This window comes from Paralimibaculum aggregatum, from assembly GCF_030270585.1.
GTDB classification, from domain to species: Bacteria; Pseudomonadota; Alphaproteobacteria; order Rhodobacterales; family Rhodobacteraceae; genus Thermohalobaculum; species Thermohalobaculum aggregatum.
This window is the reverse complement of sequence record NZ_BSYI01000011.1, coordinates 1-22,305: the sequence shown is the minus strand read 5'-3', so window position 1 is coordinate 22,305 and position 22,305 is coordinate 1. Positions and strand designations below refer to the sequence as shown.

Below are 22,305 nucleotides of genomic sequence, written 5' to 3'. Positions count from 1 at the left end.
GACGGCACCCCGGCGGGTTTCGGACAAGGCGGCGAGCAGGAGAAGGCAGCCGCCATGAAACACGCACCCGTTGTCCTGATGATTCTCGATGGCTGGGGCCTGCGCGATGCGCCCGAGGGCAATGCCCCGCGCCTGGCCGCGACGCCCGCCTTCGACGGCATGATGGCCCGCTGCCCGAGCGCGCAGCTCTCCGCCAGCGGCGAGGATGTCGGCCTGCCCGCCGGCCAGATGGGCAATTCCGAGGTCGGCCACACCAATATCGGCGCCGGCCGCGTGGTCTGGATGGACCTGCCGCGGATCGACCGCGCCATCGCCGATGGCAGCTTTGCCGAGCGCCCGGCGCTCCGCCGCTTTGCCGAGGCGCTGGAGGCGAGCGGCGGCGCGGCGCATCTCGTGGGGCTGCTGAGCCCCGGCGGCGTGCACAGCCACCAGGACCATCTCGCCGAGGCCGCCAACCTGCTCGCGGCCCGCGGCATCCCGGTGCGGCTGCACCTGATCCTCGACGGCCGCGACACCCCGCCGAAGGCCGCGCCGGGCTATCTCGAGACCTTCCTCGCCAGCGCGCAGCCGGCGCTGGCGGCGGGCGCCGAGGTGGCCACGGTGATCGGCCGCTTCTATGCGCTCGACCGCGACAACCGCTGGGAGCGGGTCTCGCTCGCTGCCGCCGCCATGCTGCGCGGCGAGGGTGACCGCGCGGAGAGCGCCGCGCAGGCCATCGCGGCGGGCCATGCGCGCGGCGAGAGCGACGAGTTCGTCCGCCCCGCGGTGATCGGCAGCCATGCCGGCATGGCCGATGGCGACGGGCTGTTCTGCCTCAATTTCCGGGCCGACCGCGCGCGCGAGATCCTCGGCGCGCTGGCCGACCCGGCCTTCGACGGCTTCGACACCGGGCCGCGGCCCGCGCTCGCCGCCCGGCTCGGCATGGTCTCCTATTCCGAACGGCTCGACGGGATCTTCGACGTGGTGTTCCCGCAGGAGCCGATCCCGGATACCCTCGGCGCCTGGGTGGCGGGCAAGGGGCTGCGCCAGTTCCGCCTCGCCGAGACCGAGAAATACCCCCATGTCACCTTCTTCCTGAACGGCGGCGTGGAGCCCCCCTATCCCGGCGAGGAGCGGCACATGGCGCCGAGCCCTAAGGTCGCGACCTATGACCTCGCGCCGGAGATGGCGGCGGCGGAGGTGACCGAGGCGCTGGTCGCGGCGATCGGGGCCGGCTACGATCTGATCGTGGTGAACTACGCGAACCCCGACATGGTGGGACACAGCGGCGATCTGGCGGCGGCGATCCGCGCCTGCGAGGCGGTGGATGCCGGGCTCGGCGCGGCGATCGCGGCGATCGAGGCCGGCGCCGGGGCGATGCTGGTGACCGCCGATCACGGCAATTGCGAGGTGATGATCGACCCGGCCTCGGGCGGGCCGCACACCGCGCACACGCTCAACCCGGTGCCGCTGGCGCTGGTGCAGGGCAAGGGCGCCGGCCGGCGGGCGGCCGGGCTGCGCGCGGGGCGGCTCGCCGATCTCGCGCCGAGCCTGCTCGACCTGATGGGCCTCGACCGGCCCGCGGCGATGACCGGGCAATCGCTGATCGACTGGGACGGGGCATGATCGCGGCGGCGGCGCGCGCATTTGCCCTCGCCGCCCTCGTGGCGCTGGCGCCGGGGTTTTCCCGGGCCGAACCGGCGCTCGACGAGATCGACCGCGCCCGCGCCATGCTCGACGACGCCGAGGACGCGCTGCGCCGGGCCGGCAGCAAGGGCACGCGCCGGGCCGCGCTCGGCAAGGCGGTGGCGGCGCACGAGGCGGCGCTGGCGGCGCTGCGCGACGGGCTGCGGCGGCTGGCGGTGGAGGACCGGGCGCTGGTCGATGCCCTCGGCGCCGAGCGCGAGCGGATGGCGCAGGTGATCGGCGCGCTGCAGAGCCTCGGCCAGGCGCCGCGCTCGGCGATGCTGGTGCATCCCGAGGGCTCGGTGGCGGCGGCGCGCACCGCGATGATCATGGCCGACCTGACCCCCCGGCTGAAGGCCGAGATGGCCGGCATCGCCCGCCGCATCGACGCGCTGCGCAGCCTGCGCCTGCGCCAGGAGATCGCCCGCGCCGAGGCCCGCGGAACCCTCGCCGCGCTGCAGGCGCTGCGCGCCGAGAGCAGCCGCACCAGCCGCCGCGACCGGCCGGCCCGCAGCGCCGAGGCGACCCGCCGGGCGCTGCTGCAGCAGGCCTCGGAGGCCGAGGCCCGCGCCCGCGATCTCGACCAGCTCGCCGCCACGCTCCGGGCCAGCTTCGGTGCCGAACCCGGCCCGGCCTTCGAGAGCCTGCGCGGGCGGCTGCCGCTGCCGGTGGCGGGGCGGCAAGTCGGCAGCTTCGGCGGTGTCGATCCCTGGGGGCGGACCGGGCAGGGCATCAGCCTGCGGGCCCCGGCCTGGGCCGAGGTGCGCGCGCCGGCAGCCGGCACGATCCGCTATGCCGGGCCGCTGATCGACTATGGCACCGTGGTGATCCTCGAGCCGGAGGCCGACTGGCTCTTCGTGCTGGCCGGGCTCGCCGCCACCGACCGGCGCGTCGGCGAAACGGTGCTTGCAGGGGAACGGCTCGGCGATCTCGGCGGCCCGCTGCCGAGTTCGGAAGAATTTTTACTTGAAGCGAGCGGCCCGGTCCCGAAGATCGACACAACCGACCTATATGTTGAACTGAGGCAGTCGGGCACGGCGGTGGATCCGGCACCCTGGTTCGAAAACACGAGAGAGTGAGGCTCTGATGACGCGCAAGACTGTGATGGCACTCTTGATCGGAACGGCCATCGGGGCCAGCATCCCGCAGGTGGTCCAGAAGACCTGGGCCCAGGACAATACCGCCCGCAACACCTATGAATATCTCGACCTGTTCGGGAACATCTTCGAGCGGGTGCGGCAGAACTATGTCGAGGAGGTGGACGAGCAGGCGCTGATCGAGGCGGCGATCAACGGCATGCTGGCCTCGCTCGACCCGCATTCCTCGTATCTGCCGCCGGAAAACTTCGAGGACATGCGCGAGCAGACCCGCGGCGAGTTCGGCGGGCTCGGCATCGAGGTCACCATGGAGAACAGCTTCGTGAAGGTGGTGGCGCCGATCGACGACACCCCCGCCGCCGAGGCCGGGCTGCAGGCGGGCGACTTCATCACCCATATCGACGGCGAGTCGGTGCTCGGGCTCACGCTCTCCGACGCGGTCGACAAGATGCGCGGGCCGGTCGGCTCGGAGATCATCATCACGATCAGCCGCGAGGGCGAGGAAGAGCCCTTCGACGTGACCATCGTGCGCGACGTCATCACCATCCGCGCGGTGCGGGCCCGGGTCGAGGGCAATGTCGGCATCCTGCGCATCACCGCCTTCAACGAGAACACCACCGAGAGCCTCGAGGCGGCGATCGACGAGATCGCCAGCGAGCTGCCGGCGGATGACCTGATCGGCTACGTGATCGACCTGCGCAACAACCCGGGCGGGCTGCTGAGCCAGGCGATCTCGGTCTCGGATGCCTTCCTCGACGAGGGCGAGATCGTCTCGACCCGCGGGCGCAATCTCGAGGAGGCGGAGCGGCGCGATGCCCGGCCGGGCGATCTCGCCCAGGGCAAGCCGCTGGTGGTGCTGATCAACGAGGGCTCGGCCTCGGCCTCGGAGATCGTCGCCGGCGCGCTGCAGGACCAGCGCCGGGCGATCATCGTGGGCGCCAAGAGCTTCGGCAAGGGCTCGGTGCAGACCGTGATGCGGCTCGGCGACAAGGGCGCGATGAAGCTGACCACGGCGCGCTACTACACCCCCTCGGGCCGCTCGATCCAGGCCCTCGGCATCGAGCCGGACATCCTCGTCGAGGAGCGCCGCATCGTCGAGGCCGAGGAGGGCAGCACCCGGCGCGGCGGCCGCTCGGAGGCGGATCTGCGCGGCAGCCTCGAGAACGAAGACCTGACCGAGGAGCAGCAGCGCCAGCTCGAGGAGGAGCGCGCCCGCCACGAGGCCACCGCCAAGCTGCGGCAGGAGGATTTCCAGATGGCCTATGCGCTGGACCTGCTGAACGGGCTGGCGATCTATCGCGGCAACCGCTGAGGCCGCCCCGCCGGGGCTCCAGCCCCGGCGCCCGGCTCAGTCCGGGAAGTTGAGCACCACCCCGGCGCGCTGGCCGTGCCGGGATGTCCGGTCGAAATCGTCCTGGTACTGCTGCAGCTCGCTGCCATAGCTGCCGAGATCCTGGCGGAGCTGCCGCACCGCGGTGTCGGGCTCGTCGGAGAAGAAGTGGCGCTGGTCCTCGAGCGCGTTCACCAGCACCTCGTGATGCGCGTCCTCATGGGCGGTGAGCGCGCGCAGCATCCGGTCCCATTCCCGCTGCTCCTCCCGGCTCGCGCGGCCGCGGCCGTGCCAGCGGGGCAGGGTGATCACCGGCGCGGCGTTGAGGATCAGGTGGCTCACCATGCCGTTGCGGCCGCGATAGTCCCAAGTGAAATTGCCGGCATAGCGCCCCCAGCAGCCCCGCGGCAGCCGGCCATGGGCCTCGCGCAGGGTGTTGCCGCGGACGGTATAGGTGCGCTGCGTCGGGGTGGCGATGTTGACGGTGACCTGCATCCGCGCCTCCATTCCTCTGCGTCAGCATAGCAGGTTTCCGCCGGGCTGCGTGACCTGCGGGCTTGGGGCGGCGGGCCGGCCGTGCTAGCCCCGGGGCAATCGCCAGAAGCCTGCCCGGAGACCGCCGATGCCCGCCAGCGAGACCGATGCCGCCCGCCTTGCCGCGCTCCCCTACCGGCCCTGTGTCGGGGTCATGCTGCTCGACCCGCGCGGCCTGATCTTCGCCGGCCAGCGGATCGACAATCCCGGCCCGGCCTGGCAGATGCCGCAGGGCGGCATCGACAAGGGCGAGGACCCGGAGGCGGCGGCGCTGCGCGAGCTCGGCGAGGAGACCGGCATCCGCCCGGAGCAGGTGCGGATCCTGCGCGCCAGCCCGGTCTGGCGGCGCTACGACCTGCCGCCGGAGCTGCTGGGGCGGATCTGGAAGGGGCGCTATCGCGGTCAGGAGCAGCGCTGGTTTGCGGCGCGCTTCCTCGGCACCGATGCGGATGTGCGGATCGACACCGACGAGCCGGAGTTCTCGCGCTGGGCCTGGATGCCGGCCCCGGAGCTTGCCGAGAAGATCGTGCCCTTCAAGCGGGCGCTGTATCGGGAGATCTTCGAGGAATTTGCCGATCTGATCGGCTGATCCCGGCGCGGCAGGGGGCCGCGGCGGCCCCCGGGGCGGTGCGGCGGCTCAGAGCCCCTTGGTGTTGCCGGGCTTGCGCAGCCGGCGATAGGCCCGGCCCCCGGGCTCGACCGGCGTGAAGGCATAGACCTCGCCGGTGCGGGTGATGCTGGCGCAGCCGGTATCGTCGGGGTCCCAGCGCCCGGACCATTGCCGGCAGAACAGCCCGTCCTCGGTCACCTCCCAGCTGCCGCTGGCCTGGGTCGAGGCGCTCTCGGCGGCGTTGGTCTCGACGATGCCGCGCAGGCTGCCATCCTCGGAGACATAGATCGACCAGGTCTCGTCGTCGGTGCGGTGGATCAGCGTGCTGTCGCGCAGATAGAGCCGGACCTCGGCGGCGGTGAGGGCGCCGAGCGGCACCTCCTCCTCGGCCTTGGTGCCCGAGGTTACCGGCACGCCGGTGTCGTAGAAGTCGGGATCCGTGCAGGCGGCGAGGCCGAGCGCGAGCAGCCCCGCCAGAACGGTCATCCCCCGCGGCTGGCGGGCGGCGGCGTGCGTCCTGCCGGTCACGATCACGCCCTCTCGGCGAGGAAGGCGTAGTCGTTCACCGTCTGGGCCAGTGCGGTGCGGCGGTCCTCGCCGGCCTCGTCCAGCAGCTTCTGGACATCGGCCATCTTGCCGCGCAGCCAGTCGGCGGTCACCACCTCGGCCTCGACGGCCTCCTCGGCCAGCACCGAGAGCGTCTCGGGCGAGATCTCGGCGAAGCCGCCGGTCACGAAATAGCGCCCGCCGGCGCCGCCATCCACGGTCACGTAGCCGGGGCGCAGCGTGGTGAAGAACAGCGAGTGGCCGGGCATGGCGGTGATCTCGCCCATCTGGCCGGGGATCACCACCGCGGCGGCCTCCTTGGAAGCCAGCATCCGCTCCGGGCTCACCAGTTCGAATTTCAGGGTCTCGGCCATGATCTCATTCCCCTTCGCTCGTCTCGAGCTCGGCATCGAAGGCGCGGATTGCCGCCTCGAATTTCTCGCGGCACCCGGAATTGCAGAACCCGACGACGCGGCCGCGATATCGGGTCAGCCCTTCCGGGACCACCGGCCTGCCCGACCAGGGGCAGGCCGAATTGATGCAGTCGGCGAGGCTGAGCACCTCTCCGGCCATGGATCAGGCCGCCTCGGCGGCCATCTTCTCCGCCTTCTCGAGCGCCTCGTCCAGGTCGCCGACCATGTAGAAGGCGGCCTCCGGCAGGTGATCGAGCTCGCCCGCCACCAACTTCTCGAAGCCCTCGATGGTCTTCTCGATCGGCACGTACTTGCCCGGCGAGCCGGTGAAGACCTCGGCGACGAAGAAGGGCTGGCTGAGGAAGCGCTGCACCTTGCGGGCGCGGGCCACGGTCAGCTTGTCCTCCTCGGAGAGCTCGTCCATGCCGAGGATCGCGATGATGTCCTGGAGCGACTTGTAGCGCTGCAGGATGCCCTGCACGTCGCGGGCCACCTTGTAGTGCCGCTCGCCGACGACCGAGCGCTCGAGGATGCGCGAGGTCGAGTCGAGCGGGTCGACCGCCGGGTAGATGCCGAGCTCGGCGATCTGGCGGTTGAGCACGGTGGTCGCGTCGAGGTGGGCGAAGGAGGTCGCCGGCGCCGGGTCGGTCAGGTCGTCCGCCGGCACGTAGATCGCCTGCACCGAGGTGATCGAGCCCTGCTTGGTGGAGGTGATCCGCTCCTGCAGCGCGCCCATGTCGGTGGCCAGCGTCGGCTGGTAGCCCACCGCCGAGGGGATGCGGCCGAGCAGCGCCGACACCTCGGAGCCCGCCTGGGTGAAGCGGAAGATGTTGTCGACGAAGAACAGCACGTCGGAGCCCGACTCGTCGCGGAACTGCTCGGCCAGCGTCAGGCCGGTCAGCGCCACGCGGGCACGCGCCCCCGGCGGCTCGTTCATCTGGCCATAGACCAGCGCCACCTTCGACTCCGAGAGGTTGTCGAGCTTGATGACGCCCGAGTCGGCCATCTCGTGGTAGAGATCGTTGCCCTCGCGGGTCCGCTCGCCGACGCCGGCGAACACCGAGTAGCCGCCATGGCCCTTCGCGATGTTGTTGATCAGCTCCATGATCAGCACGGTCTTGCCGACGCCGGCGCCGCCGAACAGGCCGATCTTGCCGCCCTTGGCATAGGGCGCGAGCAGGTCGACGACCTTGATGCCGGTCTCCAGCATCGCCGCATCGGTCGACTGGCTGACGAAGTCGGGCGCCGGCTGGTGGATCGCGCGCTTCTCGTCGGCATTCACCGGCTCGCCCTCGTCCACCGGCTCGCCGATGACGTTGAGGATGCGGCCGAGCGTGGCCTTGCCCACCGGCACGGCGATCGGCTGGCCGGTGTCCCTGACCTCCTGGCCGCGCACGAGACCCTCGGTGCCGTCCATCGCGATGGTGCGGACCGTATTCTCGCCGAGATGCTGGGCGACCTCGAGCACGAGGCGGTTGCCCTGGTTCTCCGTCTCGAGCGCGTTCAGGATCGCCGGCAGATGTTCGTCGAACTTCACGTCGACGACGGCGCCGATCACCTGCGCGATTTTTCCGACAGCTTGGCTCATGTGCTCCTCCGTTCGCGGCTCATGCCGCCGTCAGCGTGACGGGCATGGTCCCCGCCCTGGCGTTGGATTAGGGGTGAAACGCGTCGACGAACCCGTCGATCGGCTCGAGTGCGCCGCTGAGCTCGGCCGATCTCCCGACGATCCAGGTCATCTTCGCGTCTCCATCAATCGCCCCGGCCGCCTCAGGCCCGGGCAGTTTTCCTCAAGCTCGGCCGCCAGGTCAGGCCCTGCCGGCCAGGCGGTTGATACCGGCGTTCACCAAGCCGCGCAGCCCGTGCTCGCGCGCGAATTCGGTGACCCTTGCCGACAGGCGCTGATCCTTGCGGTAGCGCGTGATCTCGTTCGCGACCGGCTGGCCGGCATAGAGGTTCGGCACCAGCTCGCCGGTCTCGATGTTGCGCACGCGATCGCGGAACACGGTCGCGCCGAGGCGCATGTTCGATTTCATCGGCGTGCAGTAGGCGCAGTCCTCGAAGAAGTAGTGCGTGACCTGCGAGAAGCGCGTCCTGGTCCGGTCGGTGTGCGGCGAGCCGCCATGCAGCAGGTTGGCCGCCCAGATCAGCGCCTGGCCCTTCCTCGCGTGGAAATAGGCCGGCTCCACGCCATGGGCCTCGATCATCGCCTCCCAGGCGCGCTGGTAGATCGCCTGGCCGCGCAGCTCGCTGCGGCCGCGGGCATGGCCCACGTCGTCGGCATGCAGCACGGGCCAGCGATGCGAGCCCGGATAGTAGATCAGCGGTCCCTGTTCGGGGCCGATATCCTCGAGCGCCACCCAGACCCCGCACATGAAGCGCTCGGGGATCGACGAGAAATGCGCGCTGTCGGAATGCACCTTCTGCTGCGTGCCCATCGGGAAGTTCAGCGTCTGGAACGGGAACGCCCGCCGGCCGTAGAGCCTGCCGAGCAGCGCGATGATCCTGGCGTTGCAGGCGATCCTGCGCACGTCGTCATTGGAGACGTGATCCTGGATCCGCCGCGAGTGCTGGACCGGGTTGCCGGGGCCGATCTTCGCCACGTCGGCAAATTCCGGCCGCTTCACGAGGGCGGCCTTGAGCCGCTCCGCCACGGTATCGAACTCCGGATCGGGAAAGTCGAGAACCGCATAGCCGCGCTGGTTCAGCTCGTCGGCGATCCGGCGTTCCTCGGCGTCGAGACCGGCTGCCTCGACCAGATCGGCATAAAGCGGGGACTCGACCAGCGGCCAGCCTGGCAGCGGGTTGGTCCTCGCCTCCGATTTGGCCGAGGCGTCCATTCAGAGAGCCTCCGCGCCCGAAATGATCTCGATCAGCTCCTTGGTGATCGCCGCCTGGCGCGAGCGGTTGTAGACGATGGTCAGCCGGTCGATCATCTCGCCGGCGTTCCGCGTCGCGTTGTCCATCGCCGACATCCGCGCGCCCTGCTCCGAGGCGGCGTTCTCCAGCAGCGCCCGGAAGATCTGCACCGCGAGGTTCTTCGGCAGCAGGTCGGCGAGGATCTCCTCCTCCTCCGGCTCGTACTCGTAGAGGGCACCGCCGTTGTCGGGGTCCTCGTCGAGCTCGGGCACTTCCGCCGGAATGAGCTGCTGCGCGGTCGGGATCTGGCTGATCACCGACTTGAACTTGTTGTAGTAGAGCACCGCGACGTCGAACTCGTCCGCCTCGAAGCGGGCCAGCACGTCCTGCGCGATCTCCGCGGCATTGCCGTAGCCGACGCGCTTGACGTCGGAGAGATCGACATGGCCGACGAGATATTCGCGGTAGTCGCGGCGCAGGATGTCGCGGCCCTTGCGCCCGATGGTCAGGATCTTGGCGGTGCCGCCTTCCTTGATGTGGGCGTCGATGTCGGTGCGCGCGCGGCGCACGATCGAGCCGTTGAAGCCGCCGCAGAGACCGCGCTCGGCGGTCGCCACGATGAACAGCTTCACGGCCGACCTGCCGGTGCCGGTGAGCAGCACCGGCGCCGTCGGGCTGTCCTTGGCGGCGCGGGCGAGGTTCGCCATCACCGCGTCGAAGCGCTCGGCATAGGGCCGGGCCGCCTCGGCGTGCTCCTGGGCACGCTTCAGCTTGGCGGCCGCGACCATCTTCATGGCCGAGGTGATCTTCCGGGTCGACTTGACCGAGTTGATCCGGTTCTTCAGGTCCTTGAGGCTCGGCATCGCCGCGATCCCCCCTCAGCTAATCCTCGGGCTTCAGGCGAAGGTGCGCTTAACGCTCTCGATCACCGACTTGATCTTGTCGGCGAGCTGGCCCTCGACCTTCCGGTCGTTGTCACGGATATCCTCGAGCAGATCCCGATGCTTGTTGCGCAGCTCGCTGAGCAGCGCCTCCTCGAACGGGCCGACCTGGGCGAGCTTCATGTTGTCGAGATAGCCCTGGGTGCCGGCATAGATCACGCAGACCTGCTCGGCATTGGTCAGCGGTGCATACTGCGGCTGCTTCAGCAGCTCGGTCAGCTTCGAGCCGCGGTTCAGCAGCTGCTGCGTCGAGGCGTCGAGATCCGAGGCGAACTGCGCGAAGGCGGCCATCTCGCGATACTGCGCCAGCTCGAGCTTGATCTTGCCCGCCACCGACTTCATCGCCTTGGTCTGTGCCGAGGAGCCGACGCGCGACACCGAGAGGCCGACGTTCACGGCGGGGCGGATGCCCTGGTAGAACAGCTCGGTCTCGAGGAAGATCTGCCCGTCGGTGATCGAGATCACGTTGGTCGGGATATAGGCCGACACGTCGCCGGCCTGGGTCTCGATGACCGGCAGCGCCGTCAGCGAGCCCGCGCCGTTGTTGTCGTTGAGCTTGGCGGCGCGCTCGAGCAGGCGGGAATGGAGGTAGAACACGTCGCCCGGATAGGCCTCGCGCCCCGGCGGGCGGCGCAGCAGCAGCGACATCTGGCGGTAGGAGACGGCCTGCTTCGACAGGTCATCGTAGATGATCAGCGCATGCATGCCGTTGTCGCGGAAATACTCGGCCATGGCGCAGGCGGAGTAGGGCGCGAGATACTGCATCGGCGCCGGCTCGGAGGCGGTCGCGGCCACGACGATGGAGTAGTCCATCGCGCCCTGGTCCTCGAGCACCTTGACGAACTGCGCGACGGTCGAGCGCTTCTGGCCCACCGCGACGTAGATGCAGTAGAGCTTCTTGCTCTCGTCGTCGCCGGCGGCCTCGTTGTAGCTCTTCTGGTTGAGGATCGTGTCGAGCGCCACGGCGGTCTTGCCGGTCTGGCGGTCGCCGATGATCAGCTCGCGCTGGCCGCGGCCGATCGGGATCAGCGCGTCGATCGCCTTCAGGCCGGTGGCCATCGGCTCGTGCACCGACTTGCGCGGGATGATGCCCGGCGCCTTGACGTCGGCGACGCGGCGCTCCGAGGCCTCGATCGGCCCCTTGCCGTCGATCGGGTTGCCGAGACCGTCGACCACGCGCCCGAGCAGCGCCTTGCCGGCCGGCACGTCCACGATCGAGTTGGTGCGCTTGACCGTGTCGCCTTCCTTGATCTGCTGGTCCGAGCCGAAGATCACGATGCCGACATTGTCGGCCTCGAGGTTCAGCGCCATCCCGCGAACGCCGTTCGGGAACTCGACCATCTCGCCGGCCTGGACCTTGTCCAGCCCGTAGACGCGGGCGATGCCGTCACCCACCGACAGAACCTGACCGACCTCGGTAACCTCGGCCTCCTGGCCGAAGTTCCTGATCTGCTCCTTCAGGATGGCCGAAATTTCTGACGCCTGGATCCCCATCTCACCCGACCTCTCTCATTGCGTTTTGCAGACCCGCCAGCTTCGACCGGATAGAGGTGTCGATCATGCGGGAGCCCACCTTGACGATCAGCCCGCCGATGATGGCAGGGTCGATCATGATATCCAGCTTCACCTCGCGCTCGAGCTTCGCGCGCAGGGTGGTTTTCAGCGCCTCGATCTGCGCGTCCGACAGCAGCCGCGCCGCGGTCACCTTGGCGGTGACCTCGCCGCGATGTTCGGCCAGGAGGGCGGTGAAGATCTCCGCCACCGCCGGCAGCACGAAGAGGCGCCGCTTGTACGCCATCAGGCCGATCAGGTTCGCGGTGATCGGGCCGAGGCCCATCCGGTCGGTGATCGTCGCCATCGCCCGGGCCTGCTGGTCGCGGCCATAGAGCGGGCTCTGGATCAGCAGGCGCAGATCCGCGCTCTCGCCGATCGCCGCCTTCAGTGCCCCGATATCCGTCTCGACCCGCTCCAGGGCGTCCTGTTCCTGTGCGAGATCGAAGAGCGCCGTAGCATAGCGCCCGGCGATGGTGGATGTGAGCATGGTCGCGTCTGACACTCTTGCCGTCCTCCCGAAGCCCGTCGCGCCTGCGCGCAGCATATGCGGACCGGCCCCGCCGGAGCCATCCGAAATCGCAGCCGAGCTAGCACAGGGCTCACGCGCTTGCAACTGCGCCGCAACGGTGCGTCCTGTCGCGCCACGAAGCCGGAAGCGCCGCGGAATTCGCGGGATCGCGCCGCACTGGCGCCATGCGCCGCCCGGCATGTCTGCCGGATCCCGGTGCCGGTCAGATCGTCGCATCGCGCGGCCGGGTGGATGCACCCGATTCCCCCCGCCTCCCGGCACCCGCTGCCGGCCGGCTCGCAAGGCCCGGCCGCGGCGGCCGGCGGCGCCGGGGAATCCGGGCGGGGAATTGTGCAATTGCATGGAGCGTTCCATTTTGTAACACTCTCTCCACTAGGTGGTGCGGTTCACGCGTTGTATGCTGTTGAGGTTGTACGTCTCGAGGGAATGACATGGGGTCAGGTCAGCCGGCGGTTCCCGCCGCAGTCAGGGAGATGGATCTTCCGGGCCTGCAAACCTGCTGGATCGAGCCGGCTCCCGACCGTGCCGGGGATCCGATCTTCGGCGTGCGCATCGAGCGCTGGCGCGAGCCGGACTTCTGGCAGGGCGCGCTGCATCCCGAGGACCGCCGCGCGATCCTTGCCGCCTGCCGGGCCGGCGCCGCGGCCGGCGTGCCCTTCCTCGTCGACTATCGCCTGATCGGGCCGGGTGGCAGCACCCGGCGCATCCGCGAGCGGCTGATCCGCCGCGAGACCGGCAGCGGCCCGCGCCTGCGCGGCGAGATGGACGAGCTGCCGGTCTGCGGCGTCGCCCCGGGGCCGGCGCTGCCGGCGGTGCCCGAGCCGCGTCCCTGCGACCCGGCGGAGATCGCCCGCACCGTTCTGGCCGGGATCGAGGCGCTGGCCGCCGAAGCCGAACAGGGGCCGGGCGGCCGGCTCGCCGGGGTGCTGGCGCCCGGCGCCGCGCCGCGGATCGCGCTCAGCGTGCTGCCCGAGGTGCCCGAGCGGCTGCTCGCCGATCCCGACTATCTGCGCCGCATCCTCGAGCTGATCTTCGCCGACGGCCTCGCCAGCGGCGCGCGCGGCGAGCTGGCAATGCGGCTGCTTGCCGAGCCGGGGGCGCTGGTGCTGCGGATGACCCTGGCCTCCCCGGCGCCGCGGCGCCCGCATGATCCGGGGCGGGCCCGGCGCATCGCCGAACTGCTGGCCCTGGTCGAGACCCTCGGCGGCAGCGTCGGCTTCGACTGCGCCGCCGGCGGCCCGCATCGCAGCACGGTGCGCCTGCCGCGGATCGAGGCGCAGGAGCCCGCGGCCCGCGGCACCGCCGGCAGCGGCCAGCTGCGGCTGCTCTATGCCGAGGACGACGTGACCAGCGCGCAGGTGATGGCGGCGCTGCTGGGGCTGCAGGGGCTGGCGGCGGAGATCGCGATCAACGGCGAGGACGCGGTGGCGATGTACCGCGCCGGGCGCTTCGACATGGTGCTGGTCGATCCCAACATGCCGCTGCTCGACGGGCTGGCGGCGACCCGCCGGATCCGCGAGATCGAGGCGATGGAGGCGCGCCCGCGGGTGCCGATCGCGGCGGTCTCGGCCAGCGACGACGCCGAGACGCGCCGGGCCTGCCGCGCCGCCGGCATGGACGCCTATCTCGCCAAGCCGGTGCGGCTCGACCAGCTGCGGGCGCTGATCGAGCGCTTCGCGCCGCGGCGCGGCGGCCCGCACGGCTGAGCGCCGGCGCCCTCCGACGCCCCCCCCTGGCACGTCGCCGGGCCTTGAATCCGGCACGGAAAGGGGCCCGCCCGGGCGCCGGAGCCCGGCACCGGCAGAACCGCCACCAGGCGCCCGTCCCGCCTCGCACCCGATGTTCCGCCGGAGCCACCGCCCGACACCATTCCAGCCCCGCACCATCTGTTCCGCCGGAACCTCCGCCCGACACCCTATCGGGCCCATACCATCTGTTCCGCCGGAAATTCCGCCCGGCGCCTTTCCCGCTCCACACCCTTTGTTCGGCCGGAACCTCCGCCCGGCGCGTTTCCCGCTCCACACCCTTTGTTCGGCCGGAACCTCCGACCGGTGCCTTTTCCGCTCCATGCCATTTGCTCGGTCGGAACTTCTGCCCGGCGCCCCATCGGTCCCGTAACATTTGTTCCGCCGGAACGTCCGCCCGGTGCCCGTTCCGCTCCGCCCATCATGTCCGTCCGATCATCCGCCCGGCGCCGTTCCCGCTCGGCATCCCCCGAGCGGGCGGAACCTCGGCCCCGCGCCTGCCCCGCTCCACTCACTGCCCAGACCCGGCCTCCGCGGCGCGGATCCGCTCGCCTCCCCGACGCCGGCTCAGGGAAAGTCCCGCGGGCCGACGTCGGTGGTGAGGCACGCCGCGTCCGCCGCCTGCCCCGCCGCGCACGCCCGGCCCGGCGGGGCCTCGGCGTCCGCGGTGCCGGTTCAGAGGAAGCTCTGGGGGTCGATGTCGATGGTGAGTCGCACTGCGCCGGGCACCTTCACCTGTGCCCGCCAGGCCTTCAGCGCGGCCTGCAGCGGGGCTCCCTTCGGCGCCTTGGCCAGCAGCCGCACCCGGAAGCGGCCGCGCAGCCGGGCGAGCGGTGCCGGCGCCGGGCCGTAGAGCTCGATCCCGGCCCGCTCCAGCATGCCGCGGCCGCGGCCGAGGGCGCGCGCCACCTCCCAGACCGGGCCCTCCTGCGGGCCGCTCAGGATCACCCCGGCCATGCGGCCATAGGGCGGCGCGCCGGCGGCCAGCCGCGCCTCCGCCTCGGCCGCCCAGAAGGCCTCGGCCTCGCCGGAGAGGATCGCCCGCATCACCGGATGGTCGGGATTCGCGGTCTGGATCAGCGCTGTGCCCGGCTTCTCGGCCCGCCCGGCGCGCCCGGCCACCTGGGAGATCAGCTGGAAGGTGCGCTCCGCCGCGCGCAGGTCGCCGCCATGCAGCCCGAGATCGGCATCGACCACGCCGACCAGCGTCAGCCGCGGGAAGTTGTGCCCCTTGGCGACGATCTGGGTGCCGACGATCAGGTCGACCCTTCCCTCGGCGATCTCCTCGAGCCGGGCGCGCATCTCCTGCGGGCCGGTCACATGGTCGGACGAGAGCACCGAGAGCCGCGCGCCGGGAAACCGCCGCGCCGCCTCCTCGGCGATGCGCTCGACGCCGGGGCCGCATTCCGAGAGCCGGTCGTCGCGGCCGCAGGCGGGGCAGGCGCGCGGCAGCGGCGCGGTGCGCCCGCACTGGTGGCAGACCAGCCGCCCGCGCAGGCGGTGGGTGACCATGGCGACGTCGCAGTCCGGGCAGGCGAAGCGGTGGCCGCAGTTGCGGCAGAGGGTGAGCGGCGCATAGCCGCGGCGGTTGAGGAACAGCAGCGCCTGCTCGCCCGCGGCGATGCGCCGGTCGATGGCGAGGGCCAGCCGCTCCGAGAGCCAGGCATCGCGCGGCGGGGCATCGCCGCGCAGGTCGACCAGCCGGATCTCCGGCATCGCCGCCGGGCCGAAGCGCTCGGGCAGGTCGATCCGGCGATACTTCCCGGCCTCGGCATTGGCCCAGCTCTCGAGCGACGGCGTCGCCGAGGCCAGCACCGCCAGCGCGCCCTCCTCGGCGGCACGCAGCACCGCCATGTCGCGGGCGTGGTAGAGCACCCCGTCCTCCTGCTTGTAGGAGCCGTCATGCTCCTCGTCGACGACGATCAGCCCGAGCCGCCGGAACGGCAGGAACAGCGCCGAGCGCGCGCCCACCACCAGCGGCACCTCGCCGGCCGCCGTCGCCATCCAGAGCCGCCGCCGCTCGGCCTGGCCGACGCCGTGATGCCAGGCCGCCGGGCGGGCGCCGAAGCGCGCTTCGACGCGGGCGAGGAAGGCCGGCGTCAGCGCCACCTCGGGCACCAGCACCAGCGCCTGCCGGCCCTGCGCGATCGCCTCGGCCACCGCCTCGAGATAGACCTCGGTCTTGCCCGAGCCGGTGACGCCGCGGATCAGCAGGGTGGCGAAGCCGCCGCTCGCCACCGCGGCGCGCAGCGTGCTGGCCGCCGCCTCCTGCGGGCCGCTGAGATGCTGCCCCGCGGCCTGCCCGAACAGCGCGGGATAGGGCGTCTCGCGGTGCTCGCGCGCGGCGCTGAGCGCGCCGGCCGCCACCATGGCCCGCAGCACCGCGGGGCTGGCGCCCGCGGTCTCGGCGATGGCGGCGGCGGTCAGCCCCTCCGGCGCGCCGGCCAGGGTATCGAGCGCCCGCTGCCGCGCCTCGGTGACGCGCAGGCCCGGCGGCAGCCCGGCCGGCGCGAGGCGGTAGACGATCCTGCCCTGCGGCGGGTTCGCCAGGTCCGGCACCCGGAGCGCGAGCTGCAGCATCTGCCCCGGCGGGGTCAGGGTATACTCCGCCGCCCGCGCCACGAAGCGGCGCAGCGGCGCGCCGAGCGGCGGCACCTCGAGCACCCGGCGCACCGGCTTCACCCGGTCGTCGGCCATCGCCGCGGTGCCGGGGCCCCAGACCGCACCGATCACGCCGCGCCGGCCGAGCCCGACCTCCACGATCGCCCCGGGCGCGAGCACCATCCCCTCCGGCACGCGGTAGTCGAGCGGGCCGTCGAGCGGCGCCGGCACCAGCACCGCGACCCGCTCGCCGGGGCCGAACACCGCCTCCCGCGGCTCCCGCGCCGCGCCGCTCACGGCCCCGCCCCCGGGGCGCCGGCCCGCCGCTCTCCCGGGCCGTGCCGCGCCGCCCTGCAGGCCGCCGCGGCGGCGCCGGGCCGGGGGCGGCGTCGGGCCTCCCGCCCCGGCGATGCCGCGGCCGCCCTCGGGGCTTTCGCGGCGCCCGGCTCTCGCCTATGGTGCGCCCGGCAATCGCGCCGGCCACAGCATGCCCCGGGAGATCCCATGAAATTCTTCGTCGATACCGCCGACATCGCCGAAATCCGTGCCCTTGCCGCGACCGGCATGGTCGACGGCGTGACCACCAACCCGTCGCTGATCCTGAAATCCGGCCGCAAGATCGAGGAGGTCACCGCCGAGATCTGCGCCGCGGTCTCCGGCCCGGTCTCGGCCGAGGTCGCTGCCACCGAGGCGGAGGCGATGATCGCCGAGGGCCGCCGGCTTGCCGAGATCGCGCCCAACATCGCGGTCAAGGTGCCGCTCACCTGGGACGGTCTGCGCGCCTGCAAGACGCTGAGCGATGCCGGCACCATGGTCAATGTCACGCTCTGCTTCTCCGCCAATCAGGCGCTGCTCGCCGCCAAGGCCGGCGCCACCTTCATCTCGCCCTTCATCGGCCGGCTCGACGATATCGGCCTCGACGGCATGGCGCTGATCGCGGACATCCGCCAGATCTACGACAACTACCATTTCGAGACGCAGATCCTTGCCGCCTCGATCCGCACGGTCAATCACGTGCAGGAGGCCGCGAAGATCGGCGCGGATGTCGCCACCCTGCCGCCGGGCGTGCTGCGCAAGCTGGCCGATCATCCGCTCACCGACAAGGGCCTCGAGACCTTCCTTGCTGACTGGGCCAAGACCGGCCAGTCGATCCTCGGCTGAGGGGCGGGGCATGGATCGTGCGACCGGGCCCGGAACCGGTGCCGCCCAGGGCTGGGCGCCGAACAGCTTCGAGCTCAACACCGACGAGCGCGACCTGATCCGCTCGCTGATCGTGGCCGATCCCGAGCTGGTGCTCGCCGACGACCAGGTGATGCGCGCGCTGATCGGCGAGACCGCGGCGCCGGACCGGCAGGTGGTGGATCTGCGCGACCGGCTGGTGGAGCGCCTCGAGAGCCGGCTGAAGCGGCTCGTGCAGGCCAACCGCTCGGTGATCGCCGCGGCCTACGAGAACGTCGCCGGCACCCGGTCGCTGCACCGCGCGGTGCTGGCGCTGATCGCCGAGACCGAGCTCACCGGCTTCCTGCGCTGCCTCACCGTCGAGGTGCCGCGGCTGATCGGCGTCGAGGAGGCCCGGCTCTGCCTCGAGGCGGAGATCGACGAGGCGCGCCCGGCGGACGGGCTCGGCGAGGGGCTCGAGGGCCGCGTGCTGGCGCTGCCCGAGGGCATGGTCGAGGCCTATCTGATGCTGGATGGCGGCCCGGTGCCCGAGGGCGTGGTGCTGCGCGAGGCCTCGAGCGAGGCGGAGCTGATCTTCGGCCATCTCACCTCGGTGCGCTCCGAGGCGATGATGCGCCTCGAGCTCGACGGCGCGGCCGGGCTGCTGCTCTTCGGCGCCGCCGACCCGGACCGCTTCGGCCCGGACCAGGGGGTCGACCTGCTGATCTTCTTCGGCGGCGTGGTGGAGCGGCTGCTGCTCCAGCGCCTCGCCGCCGCCTGAGGCGCCGGGTGGCCGGGCGCAGCGGCTCCGGCCCGGGCCCTGCCGTTGCCGGCGGGGCGGCGGCGGCCGGGCTCGCGCCGGCGCTCGGCGAGCTGCTGGCGCGCTGGGCGGCGCATCTCGCCGCCAGCGGTCGGGCCCCGGCGACGCGAACCGCCTATGTCGCGGATCTTGCGGGGTTCCTCGGATTTCTCACAGGCCATCTCGGCGGCGCCCCGGCGCCGGCGGCGCTGGCCGGGCTGACGCTGGGCGATTTCCGCGCCTGGCTGGCGGCGGAGCGCGCCCGCGGCCGCTCCGGGCGCTCGCTGTCCCGCGCGGTCTCGGCGCTGCGCGGCTTCTTCGCCTTCCTCGAGGAGCGGGAGGGCATCGCCTGCGAAGCGATCCACGGCGTGACCAGCCCGAAATCGCCGCGCCCGCTGCCCCGTCCGGTGGCGGCCGCGGATGCCCAGGCGCTGCTCGCCGCGGTCGATGCCGGCCATCCCGAGCCCTGGATCGCCGCCCGCGACGCCGCGGTGCTGGCGCTGCTCTGGGGCGCCGGGCTGCGGATCTCCGAGGCGCTGGGGCTGCGCTGGGGCGACGCGCCGCTCGGCGATGCGGTGACGGTGCGCGGCAAGGGCGGGCGCAGCCGCCGGGTGCCGGTGCTGCCGGCCGCCGGCGCCTGGGTCGAGCGCTACCGCCGGCTCTGCCCGCATGCCGCGACGCCCGGGGGCGCGCTCTTTCTCGGCGCCCGCGGCGGCCCGCTCCACGGCAACATGGTGCGCCGGGCGATGGCCGCGGCGCGGGCCGGGCTCGGCCTGCCGGCCAATGCCACGCCGCACGCCCTGCGCCACGCCTTCGCCACCGAGCTGCTGGCGGCTGGTGGCGACCTGCGCGCGGTGCAGGAGCTGCTCGGCCATGCCCGCCTTGCCACCACCCAGGTCTATACCGGCGTCGATGCCGCCCGCCTCGCCGCGGTGCACGCCGCGACCCATCCCCGGGGAGGGGACTGACCGCCCCGCCCGGCGCAGCCCCCGCCGCCTCCCATGGGTGGGCTCTTGAAACCGCGGGCCGGGGGCGGATGGCCGACAGGGTGGGGGAGGCGGCGGGCCGGCCGGCAGGCCGGCGACAGGCCGGGCAAGGCAGCCTTGCGGCCTTGCGTCTTGCCGGCGCGGGCAGACAACCGCTAGGTTGGCCGCCCACAGTCCCGAGGACCTCCTCCCATGCCCCGGCCCGATCCGCTCTCACCGAATGCACAGGGCGCGCTCTGGCTTCTCGCCTCGGTGGCGGGTGCCACCGCCATGACCGTCGCGGTGCGCCTGCTCAGCCCGGAGCTGCACACCTCCATGCTGGCCTTCCTGCGCTCGGCCTTCGCGGCGGTGCTGGTGCTGCCCTTCCTGGTGCGGGCAAGGCTCAGCGGCGGCGCCCCGATCCGCTTCAGCCGCTGGCCGCTGCACCTGCTGCGCGGGCTGCTGATCGGCGTCGCGCTGAATTCCGGTTTCTACGCCATCGCGCATCTCGAGCTGGCCACCTCCACCATCCTGTTCTTCCTGGCGCCGGCCTTCGCCACCGCCTTCGCCGCGCTCTTCATGGGCGAGCCGGTCGGCCTGCGCCGCTGGGGCGCGATCGCCGCCGGCCTGCTCGGCGCGGTGGTGATCCTGCGCCCGGGCATCGCCGCCTTCGACCCGGTGATGGCGATCGCGATCCTCTCGGCCCTCGCCTTCGCCGCGGCGCTGATCATCGGGCGGCAGATCGGCTCGGTCGACGGCTCCGACGCGGTCTTCGTCTCCTCCTCCATCGTCGTGGTGGCGGCGACGCTGCCGCCGGCGCTGTTCGTCTGGGGCCTGCCGCAGGGCGGGCTCGCCTGGGCCATCCTTGCCGTGCTGGTGCTCGGCTCGGCGGTGCGCACCTATTCCGACATCCGGGCCTATGCGGTGGGCGATGCCGGCTTCATCGCGCCCTTCACCTATCTGCGCCTGATCACCGTCGGGCTCGCCGGCTGGCTGCTGTTCGGCGAGACCATCGACGGCTGGACCGCGGCGGGCGGCGCCATCATCATCGGCGCGACGCTCTACATCTCGCTGCGCGAGACCCGCCTGCGCCGGCGGGTGGCCCGGGGCGCCGCCGCGCCCTGAGCGGCGGGCGGCCCCGCGGCGGCGGCACCGCCGCAAGGCCGGCGCCGCGACTGCGCCGCCGCAAGGCCGGCGCGGCGAAGATGTGTCGCGCGGGGCGGCGGCATCGGGTAGTCTCGCCGGGACGCAGCACCAGATTGCGGGTGACCGGGCGGCGACGTGGCGCGTTGCCCCGGCAGACGGGGAAAGGGACGGGGGCGATGCGTGGCCTGATCGGGTCTGTGGTCGGCGGCATGCTGTCGCGAGCGGGGGCGCTCGGGCTCGCGCTCGGCCTGTCCATCGCCGGTGCGCCGGATGCCGCGCCGGCCGGGGAGGCGGCGGCGGGCGCCGACCCGGTGCTCCGCATCGCCGTCACCGCCGGGGAGCGGCCGCGCGTCACGGGCGCGCTGCCGGCAAGCCTGCGCGCCGGCAGCCTCCGCAGCCTGTTCCCGAACGCCCGGATCTCCGAGGAGCTGGTGTCGGCCGGCCCCGGCGACCCGGTCGCCTGGGAGCGCGCCTTCGCCGCCCTGCAGATCGCGCTGCCGCGCATCGCGGTGGCCCGGATCACCATCTGCGCCGGCCGGCTCGAGCTCAGCGGGCGCCTGCGCGAGGGCTTCGCCCGGGCCGAGACCGCGGCGGCGCTGCGCCTCGCGGTCGGCGCCGGCTGGGAGCTGGCCTTCGACCTCGCGGAGCCGCCGCCGCCCGCCGCTCTCAGCTTCCGCATCGGCCGGGCCGAGGCGGACGAGGCCGGTTCCGCCGCCGCGGCGGGCGAGACCGCGCTGCGGGACGATCCGGAGGCGGTGCCCGAGCTCGGCGCCGGCCCGCCGCCGCTGCCGCCGCCGCCCGAGACCGCCGCGCTTGCGCTGACCGGCATGCTGCCGGACGGGCTCTCGGTGCGCCAGGCGGTCACCACGCTCGGGGTGCCGGCGGAGGCGCGCCTCACCGGCGGCGGCACCGGCAACAGCGCCGACTGGAGCGTGGCGCTCGGCGCCATCGGCCGGCTCGCCCTGATCTACGAGACCGCCGCCGGCAGCCTTGCCCCCGGCGAGGACGCGGCGGTGCGTTTCGCCGTCGAGGGCCGCCTCGCGCCGGGGCAGGACGCCGACGAGGTGGCGGCCTGGCTCGCCGCGGTGCTGCCGGCCGACTGGGAGATCGCGGTGGCCGGCCGGTCGCGGCCCGCCGGCGCCACCGACCGCCGCACCGATCCCTTCACCGGCGGCACCGAGCGGCGCATCGCCGGGCACTGGATCCCGGAGCCGGAGATCGCCGCCGACCGGGAGAGCTGCGCCCGGGCGATCGCCGCCGCCCAGCGCGCGCCCAGGCTGAGCTTCCCGAGCGGGCAGAGCGTGCTCGGCCCGGAGATGGACCGGGTGCTCGACCGGATCGCCGGCATCGCCTATGCCTGTCTTGCCGTGGCCGGGCGGCGGCTCGAGATCCTTGGCCATACCGATGCCAAGGGCGACCCGGCACGCAACCGGGCGCTCAGCGCCGAGCGGGCGATGGCGGTGCGCGCGGCGCTGGTCGCGCGCGGGCTTCCGGGCGAGCTGCTGCGCGCGGTCGGGCGCGGCGCGGCGGCGCCGGTGGCCTCCAACGAGACCGCCGAGGGCCGCGAGCGTAACCGGCGGATCGAGTTCGCCTGGATCGGCAGCTGAGCCGGAGCTCCGGCCGCCACCCGGTCCGGGCCATTTCGGAAACACGATCGGGAAAGGGACGGACATGGAACACGGAGCCAGCGAGACCATCCTCATCATCCTGACGGCATTCGGCCTCGGCCTGCTGTTCGGATATCTGATCTGGGCCGGGCGGCGGTACGAGGCCGCGCCGGCGCCGCGCTATGTGGCGCCGCCGGCGCCGGCCG

The 22,305-nt window shown here is 72.6% G+C and carries 20 protein-coding genes; 10 read left to right on the top strand and 10 right to left on the bottom strand.

Features of this window, described 5'->3' with window-relative positions:
- Positions 1-54: 54 nt before the first annotated feature.
- From gpmI to QSJ97_RS08400, 3 genes are read left to right on the top strand one after another with little or no spacing between them, the layout of a single operon-like run.
- A complete protein-coding gene (gene gpmI, locus QSJ97_RS08410) occupies positions 55-1,605 on the top strand; it encodes a 2,3-bisphosphoglycerate-independent phosphoglycerate mutase (protein ID WP_285671272.1) in 1,551 nt (516 codons plus the stop codon).
- Complete coding sequence (locus QSJ97_RS08405) at positions 1,602-2,744, top strand: murein hydrolase activator EnvC family protein (protein ID WP_285671271.1); 1,143 nt, start codon at positions 1,602-1,604, stop codon at positions 2,742-2,744. The genes gpmI and QSJ97_RS08405 overlap by 4 nt, the downstream gene beginning before the upstream one ends.
- 7 nt (positions 2,745-2,751) lie before the next feature.
- A complete protein-coding gene (locus QSJ97_RS08400) occupies positions 2,752-4,074 on the top strand; it encodes a S41 family peptidase (RefSeq protein ID WP_285671270.1) in 1,323 nt (440 codons plus the stop codon).
- 36 nt (positions 4,075-4,110) lie between these two features.
- Here QSJ97_RS08400 and QSJ97_RS08395 read toward each other — a convergent pair whose 3' ends face one another.
- A complete protein-coding gene (locus QSJ97_RS08395) occupies positions 4,111-4,587 on the bottom strand; it encodes a DUF922 domain-containing protein (protein WP_285671269.1) in 477 nt (158 codons plus the stop codon).
- A 127-nt stretch (positions 4,588-4,714) separates the two neighbouring features.
- On the opposite strand from QSJ97_RS08395, the gene QSJ97_RS08390 reads away from it, so the two are divergent.
- Positions 4,715-5,215 carry an RNA pyrophosphohydrolase gene (locus QSJ97_RS08390; RefSeq protein WP_285671268.1) on the top strand — a complete coding sequence of 167 codons (501 nt, stop codon included), beginning with the start codon at positions 4,715-4,717 and terminating at the stop codon, positions 5,213-5,215.
- A 48-nt stretch (positions 5,216-5,263) separates the two neighbouring features.
- On the opposite strand, the gene QSJ97_RS08385 is transcribed toward QSJ97_RS08390, so the two are convergent.
- The 8 genes from QSJ97_RS08385 to QSJ97_RS08350 form a co-directional block, all read right to left on the bottom strand.
- Entirely contained in the window at positions 5,264-5,764 is a 501-nt protein-coding gene (locus QSJ97_RS08385; RefSeq protein ID WP_285671267.1) for a hypothetical protein, read from the bottom strand.
- Between the two features lie 2 nt (positions 5,765-5,766).
- Positions 5,767-6,156 (bottom strand): ATP synthase F1 subunit epsilon, encoded by a 390-nt coding sequence (gene atpC / locus QSJ97_RS08380; RefSeq protein WP_285671266.1) that lies wholly within the window; start codon positions 6,154-6,156, stop codon positions 5,767-5,769.
- A 4-nt stretch (positions 6,157-6,160) separates the two neighbouring features.
- Complete coding sequence (locus QSJ97_RS08375; protein WP_285671265.1) at positions 6,161-6,355, bottom strand: glutathione S-transferase; 195 nt, start codon at positions 6,353-6,355, stop codon at positions 6,161-6,163.
- A gap of 3 nt (positions 6,356-6,358) precedes the next feature.
- Positions 6,359-7,783 (bottom strand): F0F1 ATP synthase subunit beta, encoded by a 1,425-nt coding sequence (gene atpD, locus QSJ97_RS08370; RefSeq protein WP_285671264.1) that lies wholly within the window; start codon positions 7,781-7,783, stop codon positions 6,359-6,361.
- Between the two features lie 220 nt (positions 7,784-8,003).
- Positions 8,004-9,035: a phytanoyl-CoA dioxygenase family protein gene (locus QSJ97_RS08365; protein ID WP_285671263.1), complete on the bottom strand. Its 1,032-nt coding sequence runs from the start codon at positions 9,033-9,035 to the stop codon at positions 8,004-8,006.
- Complete coding sequence (locus tag QSJ97_RS08360) at positions 9,036-9,917, bottom strand: F0F1 ATP synthase subunit gamma (RefSeq protein WP_285671262.1); 882 nt, start codon at positions 9,915-9,917, stop codon at positions 9,036-9,038.
- 33 nt (positions 9,918-9,950) lie between these two features.
- On the bottom strand, positions 9,951-11,489 hold the full coding sequence (gene atpA / locus QSJ97_RS08355; protein WP_285671261.1) for a F0F1 ATP synthase subunit alpha: 1,539 nt from the start codon (positions 11,487-11,489) through the stop codon (positions 9,951-9,953).
- A gap of 1 nt (position 11,490) precedes the next feature.
- Complete coding sequence (locus QSJ97_RS08350; protein ID WP_352231062.1) at positions 11,491-12,258, bottom strand: F0F1 ATP synthase subunit delta; 768 nt, start codon at positions 12,256-12,258, stop codon at positions 11,491-11,493.
- Between the two features lie 293 nt (positions 12,259-12,551).
- Here QSJ97_RS08350 and QSJ97_RS08345 point away from each other — a divergent pair, with 293 nt between their 5' ends.
- Positions 12,552-13,784 (top strand): response regulator, encoded by a 1,233-nt coding sequence (locus QSJ97_RS08345; protein ID WP_285671260.1) that lies wholly within the window; start codon positions 12,552-12,554, stop codon positions 13,782-13,784.
- 714 nt (positions 13,785-14,498) lie between these two features.
- On the opposite strand, the gene QSJ97_RS08340 is transcribed toward QSJ97_RS08345, so the two are convergent.
- Entirely contained in the window at positions 14,499-16,721 is a 2,223-nt protein-coding gene (locus QSJ97_RS08340; protein WP_434220902.1) for a primosomal protein N', read from the bottom strand.
- Positions 16,722-16,928: 207 nt separating this feature from the next.
- Between QSJ97_RS08340 and fsa the strand changes: the two genes are divergently transcribed.
- From fsa to QSJ97_RS08315, 5 genes are all read left to right on the top strand, one after another.
- Positions 16,929-17,585, top strand: a complete 657-nt coding sequence (gene fsa / locus QSJ97_RS08335; protein WP_285671259.1) for a fructose-6-phosphate aldolase — start codon at positions 16,929-16,931, stop codon at positions 17,583-17,585.
- A 10-nt stretch (positions 17,586-17,595) separates the two neighbouring features.
- Positions 17,596-18,363, top strand: coding sequence for a DUF484 family protein (locus QSJ97_RS08330; RefSeq protein ID WP_285671258.1), 768 nt, complete (start codon positions 17,596-17,598; stop codon positions 18,361-18,363).
- Positions 18,364-18,371: 8 nt separating this feature from the next.
- A complete protein-coding gene (locus tag QSJ97_RS08325; RefSeq protein WP_285671257.1) occupies positions 18,372-19,349 on the top strand; it encodes a tyrosine-type recombinase/integrase in 978 nt (325 codons plus the stop codon).
- 210 nt (positions 19,350-19,559) lie between these two features.
- Positions 19,560-20,471, top strand: a complete 912-nt coding sequence (locus QSJ97_RS08320) for a DMT family transporter (protein WP_285671256.1) — start codon at positions 19,560-19,562, stop codon at positions 20,469-20,471.
- A 197-nt stretch (positions 20,472-20,668) separates the two neighbouring features.
- Positions 20,669-22,099, top strand: a complete 1,431-nt coding sequence (locus QSJ97_RS08315) for an OmpA family protein (RefSeq protein WP_285671255.1) — start codon at positions 20,669-20,671, stop codon at positions 22,097-22,099.
- The last annotated feature ends 206 nt before the right edge of the window (positions 22,100-22,305 follow it).

Coding starts and splice junctions, on each gene's coding strand:
- gpmI (WP_285671272.1), top strand. CDS start 55: ATGAAACACGCACCCGTTGTCCTGATGATTCTCGATGGCTGGGGCCTG.
- QSJ97_RS08405 (WP_285671271.1), top strand. CDS start 1,602: ATGATCGCGGCGGCGGCGCGCGCATTTGCCCTCGCCGCCCTCGTGGCG.
- QSJ97_RS08400 (WP_285671270.1), top strand. CDS start 2,752: ATGACGCGCAAGACTGTGATGGCACTCTTGATCGGAACGGCCATCGGG.
- QSJ97_RS08395 (WP_285671269.1), bottom strand. CDS start 4,587: ATGCAGGTCACCGTCAACATCGCCACCCCGACGCAGCGCACCTATACC.
- QSJ97_RS08390 (WP_285671268.1), top strand. CDS start 4,715: ATGCCCGCCAGCGAGACCGATGCCGCCCGCCTTGCCGCGCTCCCCTAC.
- atpC (WP_285671266.1), bottom strand. CDS start 6,156: ATGGCCGAGACCCTGAAATTCGAACTGGTGAGCCCGGAGCGGATGCTG.
- QSJ97_RS08375 (WP_285671265.1), bottom strand. CDS start 6,355: ATGGCCGGAGAGGTGCTCAGCCTCGCCGACTGCATCAATTCGGCCTGC.
- atpD (WP_285671264.1), bottom strand. CDS start 7,783: ATGAGCCAAGCTGTCGGAAAAATCGCGCAGGTGATCGGCGCCGTCGTC.
- QSJ97_RS08365 (WP_285671263.1), bottom strand. CDS start 9,035: ATGGACGCCTCGGCCAAATCGGAGGCGAGGACCAACCCGCTGCCAGGC.
- QSJ97_RS08360 (WP_285671262.1), bottom strand. CDS start 9,917: ATGCCGAGCCTCAAGGACCTGAAGAACCGGATCAACTCGGTCAAGTCG.
- atpA (WP_285671261.1), bottom strand. CDS start 11,489: ATGGGGATCCAGGCGTCAGAAATTTCGGCCATCCTGAAGGAGCAGATC.
- QSJ97_RS08350 (WP_352231062.1), bottom strand. CDS start 12,258: ATGCCGGGCGGCGCATGGCGCCAGTGCGGCGCGATCCCGCGAATTCCG.
- QSJ97_RS08345 (WP_285671260.1), top strand. CDS start 12,552: ATGGATCTTCCGGGCCTGCAAACCTGCTGGATCGAGCCGGCTCCCGAC.
- fsa (WP_285671259.1), top strand. CDS start 16,929: ATGAAATTCTTCGTCGATACCGCCGACATCGCCGAAATCCGTGCCCTT.
- QSJ97_RS08330 (WP_285671258.1), top strand. CDS start 17,596: ATGGATCGTGCGACCGGGCCCGGAACCGGTGCCGCCCAGGGCTGGGCG.
- QSJ97_RS08320 (WP_285671256.1), top strand. CDS start 19,560: ATGCCCCGGCCCGATCCGCTCTCACCGAATGCACAGGGCGCGCTCTGG.
- QSJ97_RS08315 (WP_285671255.1), top strand. CDS start 20,669: ATGCGTGGCCTGATCGGGTCTGTGGTCGGCGGCATGCTGTCGCGAGCG.